The following is a 22,306-nucleotide window of genomic DNA, read 5'->3' as shown; positions in this document are numbered from 1 at the left end:
AGGCCCACGCTACACCGGACCGTGCCCGCGGGCGAGGCTTAGCCCCGAAGCGGCGCCTCGACGGTGCAGACCACGCCGCCGGGCTCGAAGCCGATGGTGACGGTGCCGTCGAGGTCGCGGGCGAGCCCCTGCTCGATGAGGCGGGAGCCGAAGCCCCGGCGGGAGGGGGCCTGGACGGGCGGGCCGCCGCTCTCCTCCCAGCGCAGCGAGAGGGCGGGCCGCCGGTCCTCTCCCGGCCGGATGCGCCAGGCGATCCTCACCCGCCCCGTGTCGTTGGAGAGCGCGCCGTATTTCACGGCGTTGGTGGCGAGCTCCTGGAAGGCCATGGCGAGCGCCAGCGCCATGCGGGGCGACAGGCGCACGTCCGGCCCGGCGACGAGGAGCCGCGTCTCGCCCGCGTTGCGGTAGGGGGCGAGCGCCTGGGCAGCGATCTCGCGCAGGGAGGCGCCTTCCCAGTTCTCGCGGGTCAGCACGTCGTGGGCGCGGGAGAGGGCGATGAGGCGGGCCTCGATGTCGCGGCGGGCCTGGTCGGCGGTGTGGACGTTGCGCAGGGTCTGCGTCGCCACCGACTGCACGGTGGCAAGCGTGTTCTTCACTCGATGGTTCAGCTCGTTGATGAGGAGGTCGCGGCGCTCCTCGGCCACCTTGGCGTCGGTGATGTCGACGTTGCAGCCGGTATAGCCCAGGAAGCGGTGGGCGTCGTCGAGCCGCGGCACGCCCTCGCAGCGTAGCCAGCGCACCGCCCCATGCCGGTCGCGGACCCGCACCTCGGCCCGGAAGGGCCGGCGCTCGGCGAAGGCCTCCCCGAACGCCTCCTCGAAGGCGGGCAGGTCGTCGGGGTCGACGATCTCGCGCCAGCCGTTGCCGAGGATGTCCCCGGCCGGGCGGCCGAAGAGGTGGTCGTAATGCATGTTGGCGAAGACGATCTGGCCCGCGTCGTCGGTCATCCAGATCAGGGCCGGAGCCGAATCCGCCATGTGCCGGAAGCGCGCCTCGCTCTCGCGCAGCGCGCTCTCGTGGCGCCGGCGCTCCGTGATGTCGACGGCGGCGCCCGCCAGCCGCACCGCCCGGCCGTTCTCCCGGCTCGAGCGGCCCTCAACGGCGATCCAGCGCACCGCCCCGTCGGCGCCGATGACCCGCATGTCGCGGCGGAACGGGTGGCCCGTGGTGATCGACTCCCGCAGCGCCGCCACGACGCCCTCCCGGTCGTCCGGGTGGATGCCGGCGAGGTAGGCCTCGGCGGGACGGCCCGCAGCGGCCTCCGCGGGGTCGACACCGAAGAGTCGGGCAAGGCGCGCATCCGCCTGCACCCGGTCAGGGGTCATCTCGGCGGTCCAGGTGCCCACCACGTCCGCCGCCTCCAGCGCCAGGGCCAGGCGCTGCTCGCCCGCCGGCAGGGCGTCGCCGAAGGGCGCGACGCCGCGGCTGATCACCACCAGCGCGCCGATGACGGCGCCCGAGGCGTCCGGCACGGGGCTGCACGCCGCCTCGCCCAGCGCCCCGAACGGCGCGCGCTGCGCCTCCCCCCGTAGCGCTGCGGCGCAGGCCTCCGGGTCGAGCCCGGCCTCGGCGGGGGTCGCGGGACGGGCCGGATCGAGGCCCGCCAGATCGGCGAAGGCGGCGTTGGGGATCAGGCGCTCACCGGTGAGCACCGCCATGGGGGCGGGAGAGGCGTGGACGATGGCCAGCGCCGCGCGCAGGGCGGGCGGGTCCTCGGCGCGCCTGATGGCGGAGGCGGGCTCCGGCGGGCGCGGCGAGGGGGCGGGTCGCGTCTGCATCCCCCTCACAACGGCCTCGCCCGCGACCGGATCCCTCACGCAGGCTCCCCCAGGGCGGCGCGGCGGCGGGCGCGCTTCGAGGGGGGCGGCGCCACGTAGTTCGCCGGCGGCACGTCGAGGAACGGCAGGCGGGGCGCCTCCATCCCGGCGACGAGCACCTGGTAGAGGCCGCAGGCGAGCGCAGCGTCGATGAAGGCGCCGTGGTGGCGCGCCCGCGCGCTCACGTCGATGCCGAACATGCCGCAGGCATGGTCGAGGGAGGCGCGCTGGCCCGGGAAGCGGGACTTGAAACGCTCCAGGGTGCAGATCCGCCGCCCCGCCCATGCCCCGCGCCCCGCATGGGCGAACTCGGCATTGAGGAAGGCGACGTCGAAGCGCAGGTTGTGGCCCACCAGGGCGTCGTCGCCCACGAAGGCTGCGATCTCCTCCGCGTGGTCCGCGAAGGCGGGCTGATGCGACAGGAGATCGTCGGAGAGCCCGTGCACCTTGCGCGCCGCCCAATGGGACGGGCGCCCCGGATTGAACAGGAGGTGGAGGGCGCGACCGGTGGGGGCATGGCCCACGATCTCGATCGCCGCGAAGCTCACCATGCGGTCGCCGCCCGCGTGGCTGAGGCCCGTGGTCTCGCAATCCACCACCACGGCCCGCACCGGCCCCGCCTCGTCGGCGGGCGCGGCATGCCCCAGGACGCTCTCGATCATTCCGCGCATGCGGTCCTCCGAATCCCGGGCAGACTCGCAAGCGCGGGAGGAAATGTCGAGGGCGCGCCTGGGAGGCCGGGCGGGCGCGATGGTCACACCCTCTCCAGTCCCCTCATGCTGAGGAGCGCTCGTAGATCGCGACTCGAAGCACGCGGCACGGGGCGACAGCCGTTCGGGCGTACTCCCCTCTCCCATGGGGAGAGGCGGCGGGGGTGAGGGGGTACCACCTCGAACCAGGGATCTCCCTACCCCCTCATGCTGAGGAGCGCTGCGGAGCAAGGCCTCGAAGCACGCACCACCTCGCTACAGCCGTCTGGAGATCCCTGGAGCGCCCTTCGAGGCCCGCCTGCGGCGGGCACCTCAGGACGAGGGTGAAGAAGGGGGAATGCAGCCCCTCACGTCCCGGCGCCGAACCGCAGGGTCGTCCGGTGCGTGGCGTGTCCCCCGGGCGGCAGGATCCGGATCGAGGGCTTTTCGGCCATCTCGCCCGAGAAACCCTCCGGGTCGGCGTGGCCGGTCCAGGTCTCGAGGGAGAGGAAGGGTGCGCCGGGCTTCGTCCACAGGGCGAAATGAGGGAAGTCCTCCGCCTCGACCGCGAGGGCGGCGCCGTCGGGCGCCGTGAAGCGCATGGAGCGGCCCTGCACGTCGCGCATCACCAGGGCGTCGCGGGCAAAGAGGTCGCCGGTCAGGGGGAGCACGGCGCCCCCGAGCGGCAGGCGGCGGGAGCCCTCGCGCAGGAGGCCGTCGGGGGTGAGGTCGGGCACGCCGGGGTTCTGGTCGGCGTCGAAGACCACACGGTAATCCTCCGCGCTTCCGCCCGCGAAGGGCCAGGGGAAGGCCGGGTGGAAGCCGAGCGCGTAGGGGAGATCCACGCCGCCCGGATTGGTCACGGTGAAGGCGAGCGCGAGCGCGCTCGGGCTCAAGGCGGCCTCCACCTCCAGGGCGAAGGCGAACGGGTAATGGGCGCGGGTCGCCTCGCCATCGGTTAGCCGCAGGCGGACCCGAGCCGCGTCGCGGTCCACCAGGGCGAACGAGCAGTCGCGCGCAAAGCCATGGCGGGGCATGGGAAACGCCCGCCGGCCGACCCGCGCCACCCCGCCCGCCGAGGCGCCGACGACGGGAAAGAGGATCGGCGCCCGCCTGTTCCAGTGCGCCGGGTCGCCGCTCCACAGGAGCTGGCGCTCCCCGATCCGCCATGCCATGGGCTCGGCGCCCAAGGGCGAGATCTCGGCGGCGGCGGCGCCGGCCGCGAGGCGGATCGGATCGGTCATGGCGGGGTCTCCCCGGCGCGCCCGGCGTCGATGGCGTTGGCGAGGGCCACGAAGCCTGGGACCGGCACCTCCTCGGCCCGCGCCGTCTCGGGGATGCCGACGGCGGCGAGCACGGCCGCCGGGTCGGGGGTGACGCCTTTCAGGCTCTGGCGCAGCATCTTGCGGCGCTGGCCGAAGGCCGCCGCCGTGACGGCTTCCAGCGCCCGCACCCGGCAGGGCTGCGGGTGCGGGCGCGGCGTCAAATGCACCACGCTCGACGTAACCTTCGGCGGCGGCACGAAGGCCGAGGGCGGCACGTCGAACAGGATGCGCGCCTCCGTCCGCCAGCCGCACAGGACGCCGAGCCGCCCGTAATCGGCCCGCTCGCTCTCGTCGGCGACGATCCGCTCCGCCACCTCGCGCTGGAACATGAGGGTCAGCGAGTCCCACCAGGGCGGCCAGGCTTCGCCGGAGAGCCAGCCCGTGAGGAGCGGCGTGCCCACATTGTAGGGCAGGTTCGCGACGATCCGGGCCGGGCCGTCGCCGATCAGGGGGCGCGGATCGAATTCGAGCGCGTCCGCCTCCACGACATCGAGCCGCCCGGGATAGCGTGCCGCGATCTCGGCGAGGACCGGCAGGACGCGGGGGTCGCGCTCCACCGCCACCACGCGGGCGGCGCCGGCCGCGAGCAGCGCCCGGGTGAGGCCGCCGGGGCCTGGGCCCACCTCCAGGACGGTCACGCCCTCCAGGAGGCCCGAGGCGCGGGCGATGCGGGAGGTGAGGTTGAGGTCGAAGAGGAAGTTCTGGCCCAGCGCCTTCTTGGGCGCGAGGTCGTAGCGGGCCACGACGTCGCGCAAGGGGGGCAGGTCGTCGATGGCGCTCACGGGAGCCCGGGCTCCGTGAGGCGTCCGGCGAGCCGCAGGGCCGCGATGAGGCTGTCGGGCCGCGCGATGCCCTGCCCCGCGATGTCGAAGGCGGTGCCGTGGTCGGGAGAGGTGCGCACGAAGGGAAGCCCCAAGGTCACGTTCACCGCCTCGTCGAAGGCGATGGTCTTGATCGGGATGAGGGCCTGGTCGTGATACATCGCGAGCACCGCGTCGTAGGTGGCGCGGGCGCGGGCGTGGAAGAGCGTGTCGGCGGGCACGGGACCGCGCACCGCGATTCCCTCGGCGAGCAGGCGCTCCACCGCCGGGCGGATCACGGCGTCATCCTCCTGGCCCATGGTGCCGTTCTCCCCCGCATGGGGATTGAGCCCCGCGAGCGCGAGACGGGGGTTCGCGACGCGAAAGCGCGTCTGGAGCTCGCGCGCGACGATCCGCCCGGTCTCGACGATGAGGTCTTCGGTGAGAGCGCGGGGCACCTCGCTCAAGGGGATGTGCACGGTGACGGGCACCACCGCGAGCCCCTCGCTCCAGAGCATCATCACGGGCAGGGGCGGCGGATCGCCCGCGAGCGCGGCGAGGAACTCCGTGTGGCCCGGATGAAGGAAGCCCGCCTCGTAGAGGACGTGCTTGGCGATGGGGTTCGTCACCACGGCCCGCGCCCGCCCCGCCTGGACGAGCGCCACGGCCGTCTCGATGGAGCGGATCGTGCCCGCGGCCGTGGCGGGATCGGGATTCCCGGGCCGCGCCGCGTGGGGCAGGCCGAGGGGCAGGACCGGCAGCGCCCGCGCGAAGACCCCCGCGGCCGTCTCGGGCATCGCCTCCTCGACGGGCACGTCGAGGCCGAGCGTCCGGGCGAGGTCGCGAAGCATGCGGGCGTCGGCGATGGCGATGAAGGGCGGAAGGCCCGCGGCCCCGCGCGCCACCCAGGCCTTGAGGGCGAGCTCGGGCCCCACGCCCGCCGGGTCGCCCCCGGTGAGGGCAAGGGGCGCCGGGCTCAAGGGGCGACGCCGTCGGCGCTTGCCACGCCGCCGATGTTCTGGGTCACGGACGCCTGGCCGAGGGTGCGCAGCTCGAGCCGCAGGAGCACCGTCTGGACGTTCTCCTTCGCGCCCGAGAACTGGCGCGGCGTCGAGGAATAGGTGACCTCAAGGGTGGTGCACTCGTCGCGGTAGCCCGCGCCCAGCGCGAAGGCGCTGACGGTTGGGTCGCGCTGGCCGAGCGGCGAGATCGGGGTTGCGCTGTTGCGCCTGTAATGGTCGAGGTCGACCGTCACGGCGCCCGACAGGTACCAGTTGGGCGTCACGTCGAGTTTGCTCTGGACCGCCACGCCCTCGCGCCGGTCGTCGAGACCGAGCAGGGGCTGCGCGGCGTAGCGGGCATAGACGAAGCGGGTGGTGAGCGAGCCGAACGTGCCCTGGAACGCGGCCTCGAAGCGGTTGAGCGCGAGGTTGTCCTTGTCGAGCCGGGCGCGGGTCTGGAAGGAGACCCCGGCCCAGGGCTGAAGGAGCACGCGGCCGACATAATCCGAGCGCCGGTCGTCGAGACCCGAATCGCGGCCGACATTGAGGATGTCGCCGGACTCGAAGGAATTGCGCCCCGCGAGCTGGATGGACTGGCCGAAGAGCGCGTTGACGTGGAACCCGCTGGGACCGTTGAGGGTGTATTGCAGGCCGTAATTGGTGCGCACGCCGCCCTCGACCCGGTCGTAGCCGGAGAACTTGTCCCAGGCGAACAGGTTCGTGTCGTCGAACACGAGGCTTTGCGCGTCCTCGTTGGGCAGGCGGCCCACGCGGGTCTCGCCCGGGCGGGCGATCACCTGGACGATGGGCTCCACGAGCTGCGTGCCCCAGCTCCCCGCCGAGGCGACGAGGGGGAAGCGGTACTCGACGCCCGCGCCCGGCATGAACCGGCCCGTGAAGTCCTGGTCCGTCTGCCCGGCGATGCCCATGATGCCGTAGTTCTGGTAGTCGGTGGTGTTGGGCGCGATCCAGAAGCCGTCGGCGCGGGCATAGGTGAAGGGCGTCCAGACCTGGCCCGCGGGGTCGATGAACGAGCGCCGCCAGGACACCTGGGTCGACAGGCGCGTGGAGCTGCCCCCGAGGCCCCGCACGATGCAGGTCTCGCGGGAGAACACGGCGCAGGTGTCATAAATGCCGAAGAGCCGCGCCCTCTGGGTCGGGATCTCCTGGAAGTGCGTCGCCTCGCGCGAGAGGCTCGTGAGGTTGACCTCGAGCTTCACCTCGCCGCCGATCGGCGCGGGGCCGTTGACGCGCTTCTCGTAGTCCCAGACCGGGTGGACGACGGCCTGGTGCTTCTGCCAGTCCGACGAGGTGAGCGGCTTGAAGTAGTAGCTGCGCAGGTCGAACCAGGACCGGTCCCCCTGCCCCGTGAGGTAGACGGTCGAGATCGCCTCGCGGCCATACAGATCGGTGAGGCTGCGGTTGCGGATCTGGTAGTTTTGCAGGAACCACTTGTCCGAGAGCAGCGTCAGGTTCCAGCCGAACTGCCAGCGCTCGTTGAGGTGGAAGCGGCCGACCGACTCGATGGAGCCGCGGAAATCCTTCTCCCGGGCGCCGAAGGGCGAGGGCTGGAACGCCTGCGGGTCGGCCTGGAAGATGCCCGCCGCGCGGATCGAGTAGGAGCCGGTCTCAAGCCGGTGGCGCCACTCAGCCTGGCCGAGGAAGCCCTGGCGCGACAGGAAGGTGGGGCGGAGCGTCAGGTCATAGTTCGGGGCGAGCGCGATGAAGACGGGGATCGCGGCGCCGACGCCCAGCGCCGAGGAGGCGATGTAGGTGGGCGCGAGCAGGCCGGTCTTGCGCTTGACCGTGGGGTCCGGCGACCAGAAATACGGGACGTAGGCCACCGGCACGCCGGCGAATTCCAGCGTCGCGTTCTCGTAATAGATCGTGCGCTCGGTGTTGTTGTGGATCACCCGCGCGGCCTTGACCTGCCACAGGGGCGGCCGGGTCGGGTCCTTGGCGCAGGGCTCGCAGGCCGTGTAGGTCCCGCGCTCGAACACCGTGGTCTCGCCCTCGATGCGCTCCGCCCGCGGCGCCGAGAACCGGGTGGTCACGGGGCGGCCGCGCTCGACCACCGTCTGCTGGACGCGCAGCGAATCGATAAAGCCGCTCTTGAAGTCCTCGGTGAGCTCGAAGCGGTCGCCCGTCGCCACCGTGCCGTCGGCCTCAGTGAGGCGGGCGTTGCCCTGGGCGAGCACGCGGCCAGAGGTGCGGTCGTAGACCACCGAATCGGCCTGGAGCGTGCGCCCCTGGTAGTTCATCTCGACGTCGCCGCGCGCCGTGACGGTGTTGCGGTCGTTGTCGTAGACGAGCTCCTTCGCCTCGAGCAGGAGCTTCGAGTCCTTGTTGCCCTGGGTGCGCTTGGCGAGGCTGTCGTTGAGGGTGCTCTGCGCGGACGCAGGCATGGAGACGACGAGCGTCGACAACGCCGTCGCGATCGCAAGTCCCGCGATCGTCCCCGCCACACGCCGCATGAGCACCGCCTGCAACCCCACCTTCGAGAGAAACATCAACCATCCTCCTGATGGAGGAGGGCAAGCGTTCCGAGCAGCGTTCCGACCACGGCGGGGAACCAGGCCGCCACGGTGGGGCGGATCAATCCCGAGGCGCCGAGATCCTCCATGAGCTGCGTCGCAACATAGAGCACGAAGCCAGCGGCCACGCCACTGAGCACCATCGCGCCGACGCCGCCGGACCGGAAGAATCTTAACGAAAATGATGCCGCCACGAACACCATCGCCACGAATAGGAGAGGCCTTGCCAGGAGGATATCGTATTGCAGGCGATATCGCGTCGCGTCCAGCCCCGCTCGCTCTGTTTGAGCGATTGTGTCATTCAGGTCCCAGAAGGGCACGGACTCCGGCGGCGTGAAGGTCGTGCGGATCTGCGAGGGCTCCAGGTTCGAGGCGAGCAGGTACGTGTCGTAGCTCTGCGGCTCCTCGTTGGAGGACAGGACCCGGGCCTCCTTCATCTCCCAATAGCCTTCGTGCAGCACCGCCTCGCGCGCCTCGATGCGCTCCTGGAACACGCCCGCGGAGTTGAAGGTGAAGGCCGTGACCCCGGTAAGGGTGGTGCTTTGCTCGATGGCGGCGGCGGCGCGGATGATCGCCTGCCCGTCGGGGCTCACCTGCCGGAGCCAGGTGTCCTTGGCGCCCGGGGTGCGCTGGCTGCGGGCGAAGACCCGGGCCTCCGTCTCCGTGGCCTTCTGCTTCAGATGCGCCGAGAGCGGGTTGTAGACCGAGACCGTGACGATGCCGACGAGGGCGGCGACGAGGATGCCAGGCTGGAGGAATTGCCAGGCCGAGATGCCGGCCGCCCGCGCCACCACGAGCTCCAGCTTGCGGCTGAGCTGGAGGAGCGCCCACATGCTGCCGAACAGGATCGCGAAGGGCAGCACCTGCTCGGCCACCGCGGGGGTGCGAAACAGGGCGAGCCGCGCGATCACGCCCGCGCTCGCCCCCTCCGCGTCGCCCGCGCGGCGCATGAGCTCCACGAAGTCGAGGGTGTAGACGAGAACGAACACGGTGCCGAACACCGCGAGGATGCTCTGCACGAACTTCGCCGAGAAATAGCGGCCGAGGGTGGCGCCGATGAGCATCAGGCTCTCCTCAGGCGGGGCAGGCGCGGCAGGGTGACGGGGCCGAAGAGCCGCGCCAGGCGGTCCTGCGCCGCCCTCACCCGGGCGCCGCCGAGGATCACCAGCAGGGAGAGCCCCGCTCCGGCGAGCGGCACCCCGTAGACCGCGACGAGCGCCCAGGGCGTGCGCACGACCGCGCTCGTCGCCGCGAAGCCCGCGATGCGCATGGCGCCCACCGCCACGATGGCCGACACGATCGCGAGCCCCCTGCCCTGCCGGGTGGTGCGCGGGTCGCCGAGCGCCGCCACCGCGATGAGCACCATGGCGAGGGGATAGAGGGCGGCGGAAAGCCGGTCGTGGATCTCGGCCCGCACGCGTCCATAGGCGTTCTGGTAGAGCCAGTCGGACGGATCCATGAAGACGAGCTGCATCGTCGAGCGCTCGCGCGGCTTGTAGATCACGTCGCCGCCCTCGGGCGTGAGAGCCGACAGGTCGAGGGCGTAGCGCTCGAAGGCCACGATGGAGGTGTCCCGGGCCGCCGCCTGCTGGCGGTGGATCGAGCCCTTCTCCAGGACGAGGAAGCTCTCGCCGTTGAGCTCGAATGTCTGGCCGCGCTCGGCGAGATAGACCACGGTGCGCCCCGCCTCGCGCTTGTCCTGCATGAAGATGCCGAGCAGCGCGCCGCCGGCGCGCTCGCGGTAATGGAACGTCACCCCCTGGTCGAGGGTGGTGAACTGGCCCTCGCGCACGAGGTTCGCCACGAAGTCGGCGCGGATCTTCGTGACGAGGCCGCGCAGCTCCTGGAAGCTTGTCGGCATGAGGTAGAGCGTCATCAGGGCGGTGAGCGCGACGACGAGGGTCGCGAGCCCCATGAAGGGCCGCATCACCGAGCGCGGCGCCATGCCGGCGGCGCTCATGACGATGAGCTCGGAATCGCCGTTGAGCTTGTTCAGCGTGTAGAGCGTGGCGATAAATAAGGCCACGGGGGCGATCACGGTGATCAGCGCCGGCAGGGTCAGGCCCGTCACGGTGAGGAAGACGAGGATCGTCTGCCCCTTGCCCGTGAGCAGGTCGAGCTCGCGCAGCGCCTGCGTCACCCAGATGACGGCGGTCAGCCCGAGAAGGCAGGCCAGGAAGGCGCCGAGCGCGATCCGGAAGACATATCGCTCGAGGAGATTCATGGGCTCGACGCTGGGCCCCGGACGGGGCGTGAGAGGGGGTGTATAGCCGATCGCCGGCCCGCCACCAATGTAGGCCGTCGCCGGATGCATGCGCGTCCGACATGGGCGGTTTCGGGGCGGCCGGACGCGGCGCATGCGCGCCCCGGGAGCCCTGCACCCTGTCGCGGCCCGCCGGACGTGCTATGACGCAGGGAAAGCGGGGCCGCAGGTCGGCCCCAAGGTTGCGGCGTCGCCACGAACGAGGATTCCCATGGCCGATAGCGTGAAGCTCGATTTCCAGCCCTTCGCGATGCCCGACGGCGGTGACCTCGTCGTGCTGGCGGGCGACGACCTCGCCCTCTCGCCGGAGGCGCGGGAGGGTCTGGGCGAGGCCGCGGGCCTCGTGACGCGGGCGGCGGCGGCGGAGCGCTTCAAGGGCAAGTCGAAGCAGGCCCTCGTGGTGGTGGCGCCCGCGGGTCTCCCCGTGGACCGGCTGATCGTGGTGGGGATCGGCGCCGCGGGGGACCGGGAGAGCCTCGACTGGGTGCAGCTCGGCGGCACCATCGCGGGCAAGGTCTCGGGCCGCACGGCGACGATCCTCGTCGACGCCCCCGATCTCGAGGCGACCCCGGAGCGGATCGCCGACCTGACGCTGGGCCTTCGCCTGCGCCTCTACCGCTTCGACCGCTACAAGACCAAGAAGAAGGACGACGAGGCGGAGGACAAGGGCGCGACGCGGGTCACCGTCGCGGTCACCGACGCGGGCGGCGCCAAGAAGGCTGCCAAGGCCCGCGAGGGCTTGGCGCAGGGCGTGATCCTCGCCCGCGATCTCGTGAACGAGCCGCCGAACGCGCTCGGCCCCGAGGAGTTCGCCGAGCGGGCGCAGGCGCTGGAGAAGCTCGGCGTCGAGGTGGAGATCCTCGACGAGAAGCAGCTCGCCAAGATCGGCATGCGGGCGCTGCTCGCGGTCGGCCAGGGCTCGGCCCGCCCGAGCCGGGTGGCGATCATGCGCTGGAACGGCGCCCGCAAGGGCGAGCGGCCCGTGGCCTTCATCGGCAAGGGCGTGGTGTTCGACACGGGCGGCATCTCGATCAAGCCTGCCGCCAGCATGGAGGACATGAAGGGCGACATGGCGGGCGCCGCCGCCGTGGTGGGCCTCATGCACGCGCTCGCCTCCCGCAAGGCGCGCGCCAACGTGGTGGGCGCCATCGGCCTCGTGGAGAACATGCCCGACGGCAAGGCCCAGCGCCCCGGCGACATCGTCACCACCCTCTCGGGCCAGACGGTGGAGATCATCAACACGGACGCGGAGGGTCGGCTCGTGCTCGCCGACCTGCTCACCTACGTGCGCGACCGTTACGAGCCCGTCTTCATGGTGAACCTCGCGACGCTCACGGGGGCGATCCTCGTGGCGCTGGCGCAGGAATATGCCGGCCTGTTCTCGAACGACGATACGCTCTCCGAGCGCCTCGCGGCCGCAGGCCGGGCCACGGGCGAGCGGGTGTGGCGGATGCCGCTGGGGCCCGAATACGACAAGATGATCGATTCCAAGTTCGCCGACATGAAGAACACCGGCGGCCGCCACGGCGGCTCGATCACGGCCGCCCAGTTCCTCCAGCGCTTCGTGGGCGAGACCCCCTGGGCGCATCTTGACATCGCCGGCACGAGCATGAGCGCGCCGCAGAGCGAGATCAACAAGAGCTGGGGCTCCGGCTGGGGCGTGCGCCTCCTCGACCGCCTGGTGCGCGAGCACTACGAGGGGTGAGGACAGGGCTCCCCTCCCCCTTGCGGGGAGGGGGACTGCATCGCCTCGGCGGCCACAAGCTCCCGCCGTCATCCTCGGCCGGAACTGACCGTCAGGACAGTGGAGGGGAAGCACGCTTGCGTGCCAAGAAGGGGATCCAGCGCGACTTGCTGCGCCGCAGGCGCACCTCATGCTCGACCAGGGCCCTTGGCGGGCCCGAAAGTGCCGCTTCGCAGCAGCATGATTGCGCTGGATCCCCTTCCCCTCCGCCCTGACGGGCTCCGGCCGGGGATGACAAGCGGGACCGTTTGGAGCCAGCCTTACTGCGGCCCCTTGCGGCCCTCCTTGGGGGGCAGCGACAGCAGGAACTCGGCGATGCCGGCGCGGTCGGGCTCGGGGAGCTCGGCGGTGTTCTTCACCACGGACGTCATGGTGGAGCCCACCGAGTCGCCGGTCGGCGTCAGGCCCGAGGTGAGCACCTCGACGATGTCGCCCCGGGTCCACTCCTTGAGCCCCGTCCCGTGCGGGGTGATGTTCGGCACCCAGCCCTTGCCCTCGGGGTTCGGCCCGCCCGCGTAGCGCCGGTCCTCGGCGATGTTGCCGAAGACCGTGCGCCCGCTATGGCACTCGGCGCAGTGGCCGAGGCCTTGGGTGAGATAGGCGCCCCGGTTGAGGGAGGCGGACTTCGCCGGGTCGGGGCGGAAGGTCTCGCCGTCGAGGAAGGCGAGCTTCCACAGGCCGAGGCCCCGCCGCACGTTGAACGGGAACGGCAGGTCGTGGTCCGGGGCCCGGCCCTCGACGGGGGCGAGGGTCTTGATGAAGGCGAAGAGATCGCGCGCATCCGTGTCGGTCATGCGCTGATACGAGGTGTAGGGGAACGCCGGGTAGTAGTGGCGCCCGTCGGGCGACACGCCCGCCTTCATAGCCCGGATGAACGCTGCCTCCGTCCACCCGCCGATGCCGTCGCGGGGATGGGGCGAGAGGTTGGGGGCGTAGAACGTGCCGAAGGGCGAATGCAGGGCATAGCCGCCGCCGAGCCGCAGCCGGTCGTCCTGGTTCGGCGTCGCGTGGCAGGAGGCGCATCCCCCGGCATAGAACGCCACCCGGCCGTTCTCGACATTCGCCGCGCCCGCGGGCGCGGGCCCCAGGCCCGCCTTTTGAAGGCCCGGGCTCGTGAGCAGCCAGAACCCGCCGGCACCGAGGGCCGCGAGGACGAGGAGGGCGACGAGGAAGCGTTTCACGGAGCCGTGGGGGTGCGATGCGGGGTGACCTCCCCTCTCCCATGGGGAGAGGGATGCACGAAGTGCCAGGGGGTGAGGGACGGGACGCCAGGAGGTTCGTTCCACGCCTCCGACCTGTCATGGCCGGGCTTGACCCGGCCACCCAGTCGGCACGTGGACGTGGGTCCCCGGGTCAAGCCCGGGGATGACAGGGGTGCACCGGGCAGGTGGACGACACGACCAGCGTGGTACCCTCTCACCCCCACCCCCTCTCCCCCTGGGAGAGGGGAGCCTCCCTCTCCTCAGCTCTTGCTGATGCGGTAGGTCTGGTGGCAGGCGCCGCAGGCCTTGGTGAGGTTGCCGAAGGCGACCTTGAACTCGTCGAGGGTGTCGGTCTGCGCCGAGGCGGCCTTGATCTCCTTGGCCCAGTCGTCGAAGCGCTTGCGGAACTCGGCCTGGCTCTCCCAGATCTTCGGCGACGCGGTGGTCTCGCCGCCGGTCTTGGAGGTCTCGGGGAAGTAGGTGTGGGTCTTGTCGGCGGCGGCCGCGTAGACGCGCAGGATCTCCTTGGCCTTGGCGGCGTCGAAGGCGGTCTCGCCGCGCACCATCTGGGTGCCCGTGCGGGTCGCGGCGCCGACACCCTTCATGATGGTCCGGCGCTCGGCAATCGGATCGCTCTGCGCGATCACGGCGCTGGCGCCGATCAGGAGGGCGGCGCCCACCAGCAGCATACGCTTCATTTCGGTCTTCCCCTCTTGGCGCACGGTTTCGGGCGCATCCGCGCACCATAGCGGAGCGGTCGCACGCCGAAACCTGTGCGCTGCAAACGTGGTTATGCGTTCATGCAAGCTCACGTTTGCGTGAGAGCGCGTCCTGGACCGCCGCGAACACGATAGCCGGGGTCGCCGGCATGTCGATGTGGGGGATGCCGAAACCCCGGTGCAGGGCGTCGACGAGGGCGTTCATCACCGCCGGGCACGCCCCGATCGCCCCCGCCTCGCCCGCGCCCTTCATGCCGAGCGCATTGGTGACGGAGGGCACGTTGCGGGTCTCGAAGTGGAAGTCGGGCACGTCGGCGGCACGTGGCAGCTGGTAGTCCATGAGCGTCGCGGTGACGAGCTGGCCGGACTCGTCGAAAACGGTGCGCTCCTGGAGCGCCTGGCCGATGCCCTGCACGATGCCGCCATGGACCTGGCCTGCGAGGAGGAGCGGGTTCAGGGTCACGCCGAAATCGTCCACTACCGTGTATTTCAGGATCCGCACCTCGCCCGTGTCGGGATCGACCTCCAGCTCGCAGACATGGGTCCCGTTCGGATAGGTCGCCTCCGGCGGCTTCCAGGAATCCTCGACCTTGAGAAGGTCGGGATTCGCGGCGGGGAGCCGGGCGATGTCGGCGAAGGGGATCGCGCGGTCGGTGCCGGCGATGCGCACGGCCCCGTCCGCGATCTCCAGGTCCGCCACGCCCGCCTCCAGGGCATCGGCGGCGAGCGTCTTCAGGTTCTCGGCGAGGGTTCGCGAGGCATGGGCCACCGCCGCGCCGCCCACGGGGATCGAGCGCGAGCCGCCCGTGCCGCCGCCGGTGCGGATCATGTCCGTGTCGCCCTGGTGGACGCGGACGCGGTCCACGGGGATGTCGAGGTGCTGCGAGACGAGCTGGGCATAGGCCGTGAGGTGCCCCTGCCCCGTCGATTGCGTGCCGATGAGCACGGTGACGTCGCCGTTGGGCTCCAGGCGCACCTGCGCGCCCTCCGCCGAGCCGCCGGAGCAGGCCTCGATATAGGAGGCGAAGCCGATGCCCCGGGCCTTGCCCGCCTTGCGCGAGGCCTTCAGCCGCTCCTTGAAGCCCGCCCAGTCGGCCGCCTCCATGGCGCGGCGCATGTGGCCCTCGAACTCGCCCGAATCGTAGACGCGGTCCGTCTGCGTGGTGTGGGGCATGGCGGCGGGCTTGACGAAATTGAGCGCCCGCACCGCGTCGGGGCTCTTGCCCGTCTCGCGGGCCACGTGGTCGACGAGGCGCTCGATGACGTAGGCCGCCTCCGGCCGCCCCGCCCCGCGATAGGCGTCGACGGGCACGGTATGGGTGAAGTAGCCCCGGACGCGCGCATGGACGGCGGGAATGTCGTAGCAGCCCGGCGACATCCGGGCGCCCCCCGTGGGGATGAAGGGCGCGAACTGCGAGAGATAGGCGCCCATATTGGCCCGCAGGTCGACGCGCAGCCCCAGGAACCGGCCGCGCTTGTCGAGCGCCATCTCGGCGGTGGTGACGTTGTCGCGTCCCTGCGCGTCGCCGAGGAAATGCTCCGTGCGCTCGGCCATCCAGCGCACGGGCCGCTTCAGCCGCTCGGCCGCGAGCGCGCAGAGCGGGTACTCGCGATACATGAAGATCTTGGTGCCGAAGCCCCCGCCGACATCCGGCGTGATCACGCGAATGCGCTCGGGCGGCACCTTGAGGATGCTTTTGGCGAGCATGTTGCGGATGTCGTGGCTGCCCTGGCTGCCGAGCGTCAGGGTCCAGCGCCCGCCCTCAGGGTCGTATTCCGCCACGCAGCCGCGGGGCTCCAGGTAGTTCGTGACGAGGCGGTTGTTGACCACCGTGAGCGACACCACCCGGTCGGCGGCCGCGAACGCCTTGTCGGTCTTCTCGGGGTCGCCGACATCCATGTCGAAGGCGAGGTTGCCGGGGGCCTCGGACCACACGTCCGCCCCCTCCCCCATCTCGACGGCGGCGTCCAAGGGCTCCCAGTCGACCTCCAGGGCCTCGGCCGCGTCGCGGGCCTGCTCGGGCGTCTCGGCCACCACGAAGGCCACCGCGTCGCCCACATGGCGCACCGTGTCGGCGCAGAGGATCGGATAGGGCGGCATCGGCATGGACGAGCCGTCGCGGTTCTTGATCGGCACCATGCAGGGCAGCGTGCCGAGATCCCGCACGTCCTCGTGGGTGAGCACCAGCACCACGCCCGGCATCGCCCGCGCCGCGGCAAGGTCGCCGAAGGTGAAGCGGGCATGGGCGTGGGGGCTGCGCACCACGGCCGCGTGGGCAAGGCCCTGCGGCCGGTAGTCGGAGACGTACGACCCAGCCCCCGTGACGAAGCGCGCATCCTCCACGCGCCGCACCGGCTGGCCCACACCGAATTTCATCGGACGCATCGGATCCTCGCTTCTGCCCAGGGAGCGGCAGACTTGGCGTCCGCGCGCCCGGGGTCAAGGGGCGACGACGCCACGGCAGGTATGCGGGGATGTCGATGACCGGAAATCGGCCGAGCCGCTGTCGCGGCCCGCATTCCTTGAGGCCTACTCCACCGGCAGTCCGAGCGCCGACCATTCCTTGAAGCTGCCGCGATAATGCTCCCGCAGGTCGATGCCGGCGTTCTGCGTCGCCTCCAGGGCCTTCAGCGTCCGGGCGCCGGAATTGCAGGCGAAGACGATACGCTTGCCCGCATCGAGGGGCAGCGCCCCGGGGTCGAAGGTGGAGAGCGGGTGGTTGACGGCGGTGGGGATGTGGCCGGCGGCGTATTCGTGCGGCTCGCGCACGTCCACCACGAGCATCGACCCGTCCGCCAGGCCCTCCTTCACCGCCTCCACATCGACATCGACGACATTCATGAAAAACTCCCTCGGGGCCTGGTTGCGCTTGCTCCTAGATAGGCACCCGCCCGCCACGCCCAAGCCTCAAGTTGCCACATCGCGGCCTTGCGCGAGATCAAGCCATCCCGGACGCGGCCCGCCTCGACCCACTCTGGACCGCGCAGGCAGGCCGCCAGAGCCGGGCGGCGTAGGAGCGCTCCCCTCTCCCCATGTGAGAAGGGAGCGCTATCCTTCCGTCTCGCCAGGCAGCCTGTCCCGCAGGCGCAGCAGGGCGATGCGCTCGATCTCGTCCAGCGCCGTGTCGAACTCCGTCTCCGGGTCGTGCTCCAGGCGCGCCTCGAAGGCGGCGAGGATGTCCTCCTTCGAGCGGCCCTTCACGGCCATGATGAAGGGGAAGCCGAACCGCTCCCGGTAGCGGTCGTTGAGGGCGAGGAAGCGGTCGCGCTCCTCCTGAGTGAGGGAGGTCAGCCCGGCGGAGGCCTGCTCGGCCTGGGAATCGGGCGCCATCTCGGCCACCTTGAGGCGGCCGGCGAGGTCCGGGTGCGCGTTGATCAGGGCGAGCTTCGCCTCGCGGGTGGCGCCCCGCATCACGGCGACCAGCGCCGCGTGGAGCCCTTCCGCATGGTCCTGGGCCTCGCCGAGTCCCTTGGCATGCGCGCCCTCCGCGATCCAGGGCGAGTGCTCGAACACGTCGCCGTAGAGCTCCGTGAAGATCGCGCGGCTCATGCGGCTCGGCGTGAGGTCGGCGGGGCGGTGGTGGCGGATCCAGTGGCGGGCGATGTCGACCCGGCGCGCCACCCAGACCCGCTCGTGCGAGGCGACGTAATCGAGGAACCGCGCCAGCGCCGCCGCGCGCCCGGGGCGCCCCACCAGCCGGCAATGCAGGCCCACAGACATCATCTTCGGCGCCGTCTCGCCCTCGGCGTAAAGAACGTCGAACGAGTCCTTGAGATATTGGAAGAACTGCTCGCCCGCGTTGAACCCCTGCGGGGTGGCGAAGCGCATGTCGTTGGCGTCCAGCGTGTAGGGCACCACGAGCGCCGGCCCCTGCGACCCCGCGATCCAGTAGGGCAGCTCGTCGGCGTAGGAGTCCGCCGTGTAGAGGAAGCCGCCCTCCTCCAGGGTGAGCCGGATGGTGTGCTCGGAGGTGCGGCCCTGATACATCCCGAGCGGCCGCTCGCCGGTCACCTCGGTGTGGATGCGGATCGCCTCGTTGATGTGGGCGCGCTCCTCGTCGGAGGAAAAGTCCTTGTAGTCGATCCACTTGAGGCCGTGGCTTGCGATCTCCCACCCGGCCTCCTTCATGGCCGCGACGGCGTCGGGATGGCGCTGCATGGCGGTGGCGACGCCGTAGACGGTGACGGGCATGCCGCGCTCCGTGAACATCCGCCACAGGCGCCAGAAGCCGGCCCGCGAGCCGTATTCGTAGATCGACTCCATGTTCATGTGCCGCTGCCCCGGCCAGGCGGCAGCCCCGACGATCTCCGACAGGAACGCCTCCGAGGCCCTGTCGCCGTGCAGGATGTTGTTCTCGCCGCCCTCCTCGTAGTTGATCACGAACTGAACGCAGACGCGCGCGTCGTCCGGCCAGCCCGGGTGAGGCGGCGTGCGGCCGTAGCCGACCATGTCTCTGGGATAGGGCTCGGTCATGGGTCTCCTGGCCTGCCGGGCGGGCAGTTCTTGCGTTGCCGCCAAGGCGTGCGAGATTGGGACCGGGCGGTCAAGCCTGCTTGCGGGAGCGTGTCCGCACGGATCGCGTTGTCGGGAGAACAGGGCAAGCGGATGGAACGGTCGAAGCTCCGCATGAGCATCGTGAGGCAAGTAGGCGAGATCCAATCCCGCCGCCGGACGATCCTGCTCGCCCTGCTCCTTCCGCCGGCCATGACGATCAGCATCGTCGTGACGCGGGCCATGATCGGCGAACCGTTGACCGCGGACGAGGCCCTCTGGCGGCTCGGGCTGAGCCTCGTCGTGTCGGCCATCCTCGTTCCGCTCGCCCTCTGGTCGCGCACCCTGGAGATCGCGTTCGGCGCGCTCGCCTATCGAGCGCTCGGCGGCAAGGTGCGCGGCGACGATTCCGACGATCGGGGGCCCGGTTAAGCGGGGGCCCGGGCTTCGCGGGCAACGGCTCCGTTACAGGTACGTCTCAAGCGTCGCGGAATAGGGCTTGAAGCCCAGGCTGCTCCAGAAGGCGCGCCCCGGCGGTTGGCGTCGAGCACGTCGAGGGCGACGCGCTGGCCGGGGTGCCAGCGCTCGCGGGCCAGAAGGTCGAAGCAGGCGCGGGCGGTGCCGTCGCCGCGCCGCTCGGGTACCATGTAGAACTGGCGCAGGAAGACGTGGCGGCCGCTCGGGTCGGCCTGGGTGTCCTCCTCCCGCCAGCCCGCGAAGCCGACCGGGCCGGTCGCGTCCTCGAAGATGTCGAAAGACCCGCCCTCCGCGCGGGAGCGCACGAAGCGCTCGCGTAAAACGGCGAGGGTCATGCGGCTGCGGTGGCCCGAATCGCGGATGAGGCCGAGATTCATCTCCGCCAGGCAGTCGAGGTCCCCGTCGTCGGCGGTGCGCAGGCTGAGCCCCACGAGGTCAGCTGCCGCGATAGGTCGAGTAGCTCCAGGGCGAGACGAGGAGCGGGACGTGGTAATGGCCCGCCGCGTCCGCGATGGCGAAGCGCACCGGCACCACGTCGAGGAAGGGCGGATCGGCCGTAGCGGTGCCCGCGTCGCGGAAATAATCGCCGACATGGAAGACGAGCTCGTAGGTGCCGGCCCGCATGGCGTCCGCCGCCAGGAGCGGCGCGTCGGTGCGCCCGTCCGCGTTGGTGCGCGTCTCACTGACGGGCTCGCGTGCCTCGCCGTCGAGCCGATGCAGCACGATCCGCACCCCCGCCGCCGGGCGGCCGTTGACGGTGTCGAGGACGTGGGTGGACAGACGCCCCATGCGCGGCTCCCTTCGTGGCGGTGAGGCTTTGTCGGGCGCCGGCGCCCGAACGTCAACGGGGGCGCCCCTTCGACCCGGGGCGGCCGTCGCCTGCCCGCCCGGAGAGGGGATCAGCCCCTGTGGCTCGAGATGAACTGGCGGAACCGGTCCGAGCTCGGCGAGGCGAACACGTCGCGGGACGGGCCCTCCTCCTCCACCACGCCCTGGTGCAGGAACACCACCCGGTTCGACACGTCGCGGGCGAAGCCCATCTCGTGGGTGACGACGAGCATGGTGCGGCCCTCCTCGGCGAGCAGCCGCATCACCTTCAGCACCTCGCCCACGAGCTCGGGGTCGAGCGCGGAGGTCGGCTCGTCGAAGAGCATCACCTCGGGGTGCATGGCGAGCGCCCGGGCGATGGCGGCGCGCTGCTGCTGGCCGCCCGACAGATGCGCCGGGTAATGGTTGCGCTTGTCGGCGATGCCGACGCGGGCCAGCAGCGCCTCGCCTTCCGCGACGCACTCCGCCTTGGGCCGGCGCTGGACGTGGACCGGCGCCTCGATGACGTTCTCCAGGATCGTCATGTGGGACCAGAGATTGAAGCTCTGGAACACCATGGCGACGCGGGAGCGGATGCGGTCGACCTGGTGGCGGTCGGCGGGCTCCATGCCGCGCCGGGTCTTGCGCAGGCCGATGGTCTCGCCGCCGATGACGATGTCGCCGGAATCGGGCACCTCCAGCATGTTGATGCAGCGCAGCATCGTCGACTTGCCCGAGCCGGACGCGCCGAGGATCGAGATCACGTCGCCCTGGCGGGCGCTGAGCGACACGCCCTTCAGCACCTCCAAGGTGCCGAAGCTCTTGCGCAGGGCCCGCACGTCGACGCTGCCGCTCTCGGCATGGGCGCGCTCGGGGGTGACGGCATCAGACATGGGCCGCCTCCGGCGGGGTGGCGATGGGGGTCGGCGGGGGGCGAAGGTGGGGCGAGAGCCAGTGCTCGACGGCCATGACGATCCGGGTGACGGCGAAGTTGAGCAGGAGATAGATCGCGCCCGCCACCACGAACACCTCGATGGCGCGGAAGGTCTGGGAGATCAGCTTGTGGGCGAGCCCCGTCACCTCCATCATCGTGATGATGGAGGCGAGCGAGGTGGCCTTCACCATGAGGATGATCTCGTTGGAATAGCCCGGCAGGGCCTGGCGCACGGCGATGGGGAAGACGATGCGGCGGAACAGGAGGCCGCGCGGCATGCCGCAGGCCCGGGCCGCCTCCACCTGGCCGTGGGGCACGCTCTGGAGCCCGCCGCGGATGATCTCGCTCGCATAGGCCGCCGTGTTGAGGGTGAGCGCGGTGAGCGCGCACCAATAGGGCTCGCGGAAGAACGTCCACAGGCCCCATTCCTGGAGCGTCGGGCGAAACTGGCCGAGGCCGTAATAGATCAGGAAGACCTGGACGAGGAGCGGCGTGCCGCGGAACACGAAGACGTAGCCCCGCGCGAACCAGTCGAGCGGCAGGATTCCGGACTGGCGCATGGCGGCGAGCACCAGCGCCAAGACGGCGCCGAGCGCCACGGAGGAGAAGGCGAGCTGGAGAGTGAGCGGGATGCCCGCGATCAGCGTCATGAACGCCTGGCCCATGAAGGCGAAGTCCATCAGGCCCTCCTCGCGCGGGGTATCGAAAGGGGCCTGAGCCGGGCGCTTCCTGCCCACAGATCCATCAGGCCCTCCTCACGCCGCGCATGGAGCGGGTCTCGGCCCATTGGAAGGCGTAGGTCGAGACCGTGGTGATCACGAGGTAGAGCGCCGCCGCGGTGAGGAAGAACGTGAAGGGCTGGCGGGTGGAGCCGGAGCCGATCTGGCTTTGGCGGAGCAGCTCCACGAGGCCGGTGACGGAGATCAGCGCCGACTCTTTCAGCACGAGCTGCCAGACGTTGCCGAGGCCGGGGATGGCGTAGCGCAGCACCTGCGGCGCCACGATGCGCCGGAACATCAGCCCCCGCGACATGCCCACCGCCCGCGCCGCCTCCAGCTCGCCGCGGCTGAGCGCCTGGTAGGCGCCCCGCAATACCTCCGCCTGATAGGCGCCCGACACTACGCCGATGGCGATGGCGCCCGTGGCGAAGGCGGGCAGTCCGATGAACCCGTCCGCCCCGAACCACCGCCCCACCGCGCTCAGCGCGAGGCTACCGCCGAAATAGAACAGGTAGATGACGAGGAGATCCGGCACGCCGCGCAGCACGGTGGTGTAGGTGTCGGCGACCACCCGGGCGATCCGGCTCCGCGACAGCTTCATCGCCGCGACGCCCGTGCCGATCACCGCGCCGGCGAGAAAGCCGCAGACCGACACCCCCACGGTCATGAGCGCGGCGAGCAGCATCGCCGCGCCCCAGCCGCGGGGCCCGAAGCCCATGATCTCGAAGAAGCCGAGGGGTTGCACTGTGGCGCTCTGCTCCCCTTTCCCATGTGGGAGAGGGG

20 protein-coding genes are annotated in these 22,306 nt (G+C 71.1%); 2 read left to right on the top strand and 18 right to left on the bottom strand.

Annotation, left to right across the window (positions count from 1 at the left end; all coding sequences use genetic code 11):
* Positions 1-38 precede the first annotated feature (38 nt).
* From F0L46_RS24095 to lptF, 8 genes are all read right to left on the bottom strand, one after another.
* The gene (locus tag F0L46_RS24095; RefSeq protein WP_210247683.1) at positions 39-1,778 is read right to left on the bottom strand and encodes a sensor histidine kinase; all 1,740 of its coding nucleotides are present in this window, start codon (positions 1,776-1,778) and stop codon (positions 39-41) included.
* Between the two features lie 35 nt (positions 1,779-1,813).
* Entirely contained in the window at positions 1,814-2,488 is a 675-nt protein-coding gene (locus tag F0L46_RS24090) for an exonuclease domain-containing protein (RefSeq protein ID WP_188312122.1), read from the bottom strand.
* A gap of 386 nt (positions 2,489-2,874) precedes the next feature.
* Positions 2,875-3,750, bottom strand: coding sequence for an aldose 1-epimerase family protein (locus F0L46_RS24085; protein ID WP_149822163.1), 876 nt, complete (start codon positions 3,748-3,750; stop codon positions 2,875-2,877).
* Positions 3,747-4,613 carry a 16S rRNA (adenine(1518)-N(6)/adenine(1519)-N(6))-dimethyltransferase RsmA gene (rsmA, locus tag F0L46_RS24080; RefSeq protein WP_149822162.1) on the bottom strand — a complete coding sequence of 289 codons (867 nt, stop codon included), beginning with the start codon at positions 4,611-4,613 and terminating at the stop codon, positions 3,747-3,749. Before rsmA ends, F0L46_RS24085 begins: the two co-directional genes overlap by 4 nt.
* A complete protein-coding gene (gene pdxA, locus F0L46_RS24075) occupies positions 4,610-5,611 on the bottom strand; it encodes a 4-hydroxythreonine-4-phosphate dehydrogenase PdxA (RefSeq protein ID WP_149822161.1) in 1,002 nt (333 codons plus the stop codon). The genes rsmA and pdxA overlap by 4 nt, the downstream gene beginning before the upstream one ends.
* Positions 5,608-8,142 (bottom strand): LPS-assembly protein LptD, encoded by a 2,535-nt coding sequence (locus F0L46_RS24070; RefSeq protein WP_240540135.1) that lies wholly within the window; start codon positions 8,140-8,142, stop codon positions 5,608-5,610. The genes pdxA and F0L46_RS24070 overlap by 4 nt, the downstream gene beginning before the upstream one ends.
* Positions 8,142-9,230, bottom strand: a complete 1,089-nt coding sequence (lptG, locus tag F0L46_RS24065) for an LPS export ABC transporter permease LptG (RefSeq protein WP_149822160.1) — start codon at positions 9,228-9,230, stop codon at positions 8,142-8,144. Before lptG ends, F0L46_RS24070 begins: the two co-directional genes overlap by 1 nt.
* Positions 9,230-10,390, bottom strand: coding sequence for an LPS export ABC transporter permease LptF (gene lptF / locus F0L46_RS24060; RefSeq protein ID WP_149822159.1), 1,161 nt, complete (start codon positions 10,388-10,390; stop codon positions 9,230-9,232). Before lptF ends, lptG begins: the two co-directional genes overlap by 1 nt.
* A gap of 250 nt (positions 10,391-10,640) precedes the next feature.
* Between lptF and F0L46_RS24055 the strand changes: the two genes are divergently transcribed.
* Positions 10,641-12,134 (top strand): leucyl aminopeptidase, encoded by a 1,494-nt coding sequence (locus F0L46_RS24055; protein ID WP_149822158.1) that lies wholly within the window; start codon positions 10,641-10,643, stop codon positions 12,132-12,134.
* A 299-nt stretch (positions 12,135-12,433) separates the two neighbouring features.
* Here the strand turns inward: F0L46_RS24055 and F0L46_RS24050 are convergent, their stop codons facing one another.
* From F0L46_RS24050 to puuE, 5 genes are all read right to left on the bottom strand, one after another.
* Positions 12,434-13,354, bottom strand: a complete 921-nt coding sequence (locus F0L46_RS24050; protein WP_149822157.1) for a cytochrome c — start codon at positions 13,352-13,354, stop codon at positions 12,434-12,436.
* A 281-nt stretch (positions 13,355-13,635) separates the two neighbouring features.
* Positions 13,636-14,073 (bottom strand): c-type cytochrome, encoded by a 438-nt coding sequence (locus F0L46_RS24045; protein WP_149822156.1) that lies wholly within the window; start codon positions 14,071-14,073, stop codon positions 13,636-13,638.
* 100 nt (positions 14,074-14,173) lie between these two features.
* Positions 14,174-16,480 (bottom strand): xanthine dehydrogenase family protein molybdopterin-binding subunit, encoded by a 2,307-nt coding sequence (locus F0L46_RS24040; RefSeq protein ID WP_149822155.1) that lies wholly within the window; start codon positions 16,478-16,480, stop codon positions 14,174-14,176.
* Positions 16,481-16,624: 144 nt separating this feature from the next.
* On the bottom strand, positions 16,625-16,936 hold the full coding sequence (locus F0L46_RS24035) for a rhodanese-like domain-containing protein (RefSeq protein WP_149822154.1): 312 nt from the start codon (positions 16,934-16,936) through the stop codon (positions 16,625-16,627).
* A 207-nt stretch (positions 16,937-17,143) separates the two neighbouring features.
* A complete protein-coding gene (gene puuE, locus F0L46_RS24030) occupies positions 17,144-18,568 on the bottom strand; it encodes an allantoinase PuuE (RefSeq protein WP_149822153.1) in 1,425 nt (474 codons plus the stop codon).
* A 153-nt stretch (positions 18,569-18,721) separates the two neighbouring features.
* Here puuE and F0L46_RS24025 point away from each other — a divergent pair, with 153 nt between their 5' ends.
* A complete protein-coding gene (locus F0L46_RS24025) occupies positions 18,722-19,018 on the top strand; it encodes a hypothetical protein (protein ID WP_149822152.1) in 297 nt (98 codons plus the stop codon).
* Here the strand turns inward: F0L46_RS24025 and F0L46_RS24020 are convergent.
* The 5 genes from F0L46_RS24020 to F0L46_RS24000 form a co-directional block, all read right to left on the bottom strand.
* On the bottom strand, positions 19,015-19,494 hold the full coding sequence (locus F0L46_RS24020; protein WP_149822151.1) for a GNAT family N-acetyltransferase: 480 nt from the start codon (positions 19,492-19,494) through the stop codon (positions 19,015-19,017). The genes F0L46_RS24025 and F0L46_RS24020 overlap by 4 nt on opposite strands.
* Positions 19,495-19,498: 4 nt before the next feature.
* Positions 19,499-19,852: a hydroxyisourate hydrolase gene (gene uraH / locus F0L46_RS24015; protein WP_149822150.1), complete on the bottom strand. Its 354-nt coding sequence runs from the start codon at positions 19,850-19,852 to the stop codon at positions 19,499-19,501.
* Between the two features lie 110 nt (positions 19,853-19,962).
* Entirely contained in the window at positions 19,963-20,763 is an 801-nt protein-coding gene (locus tag F0L46_RS24010; protein WP_149822149.1) for an ABC transporter ATP-binding protein, read from the bottom strand.
* Positions 20,756-21,484: an ABC transporter permease gene (locus F0L46_RS24005; protein WP_149822148.1), complete on the bottom strand. Its 729-nt coding sequence runs from the start codon at positions 21,482-21,484 to the stop codon at positions 20,756-20,758. Before F0L46_RS24005 ends, F0L46_RS24010 begins: the two co-directional genes overlap by 8 nt.
* Positions 21,485-21,548: 64 nt before the next feature.
* The gene (locus F0L46_RS24000) at positions 21,549-22,268 is read right to left on the bottom strand and encodes an ABC transporter permease (protein WP_438646713.1); all 720 of its coding nucleotides are present in this window, start codon (positions 22,266-22,268) and stop codon (positions 21,549-21,551) included.
* Positions 22,269-22,306: the final 38 nt, after the last annotated feature.

This window comes from Salinarimonas soli (assembly GCF_008386575.1).
GTDB lineage: Bacteria > Pseudomonadota > Alphaproteobacteria > Rhizobiales > Beijerinckiaceae > Salinarimonas_A > Salinarimonas_A soli.
This window is presented reverse-complemented; position numbering and strand designations above follow the sequence as displayed.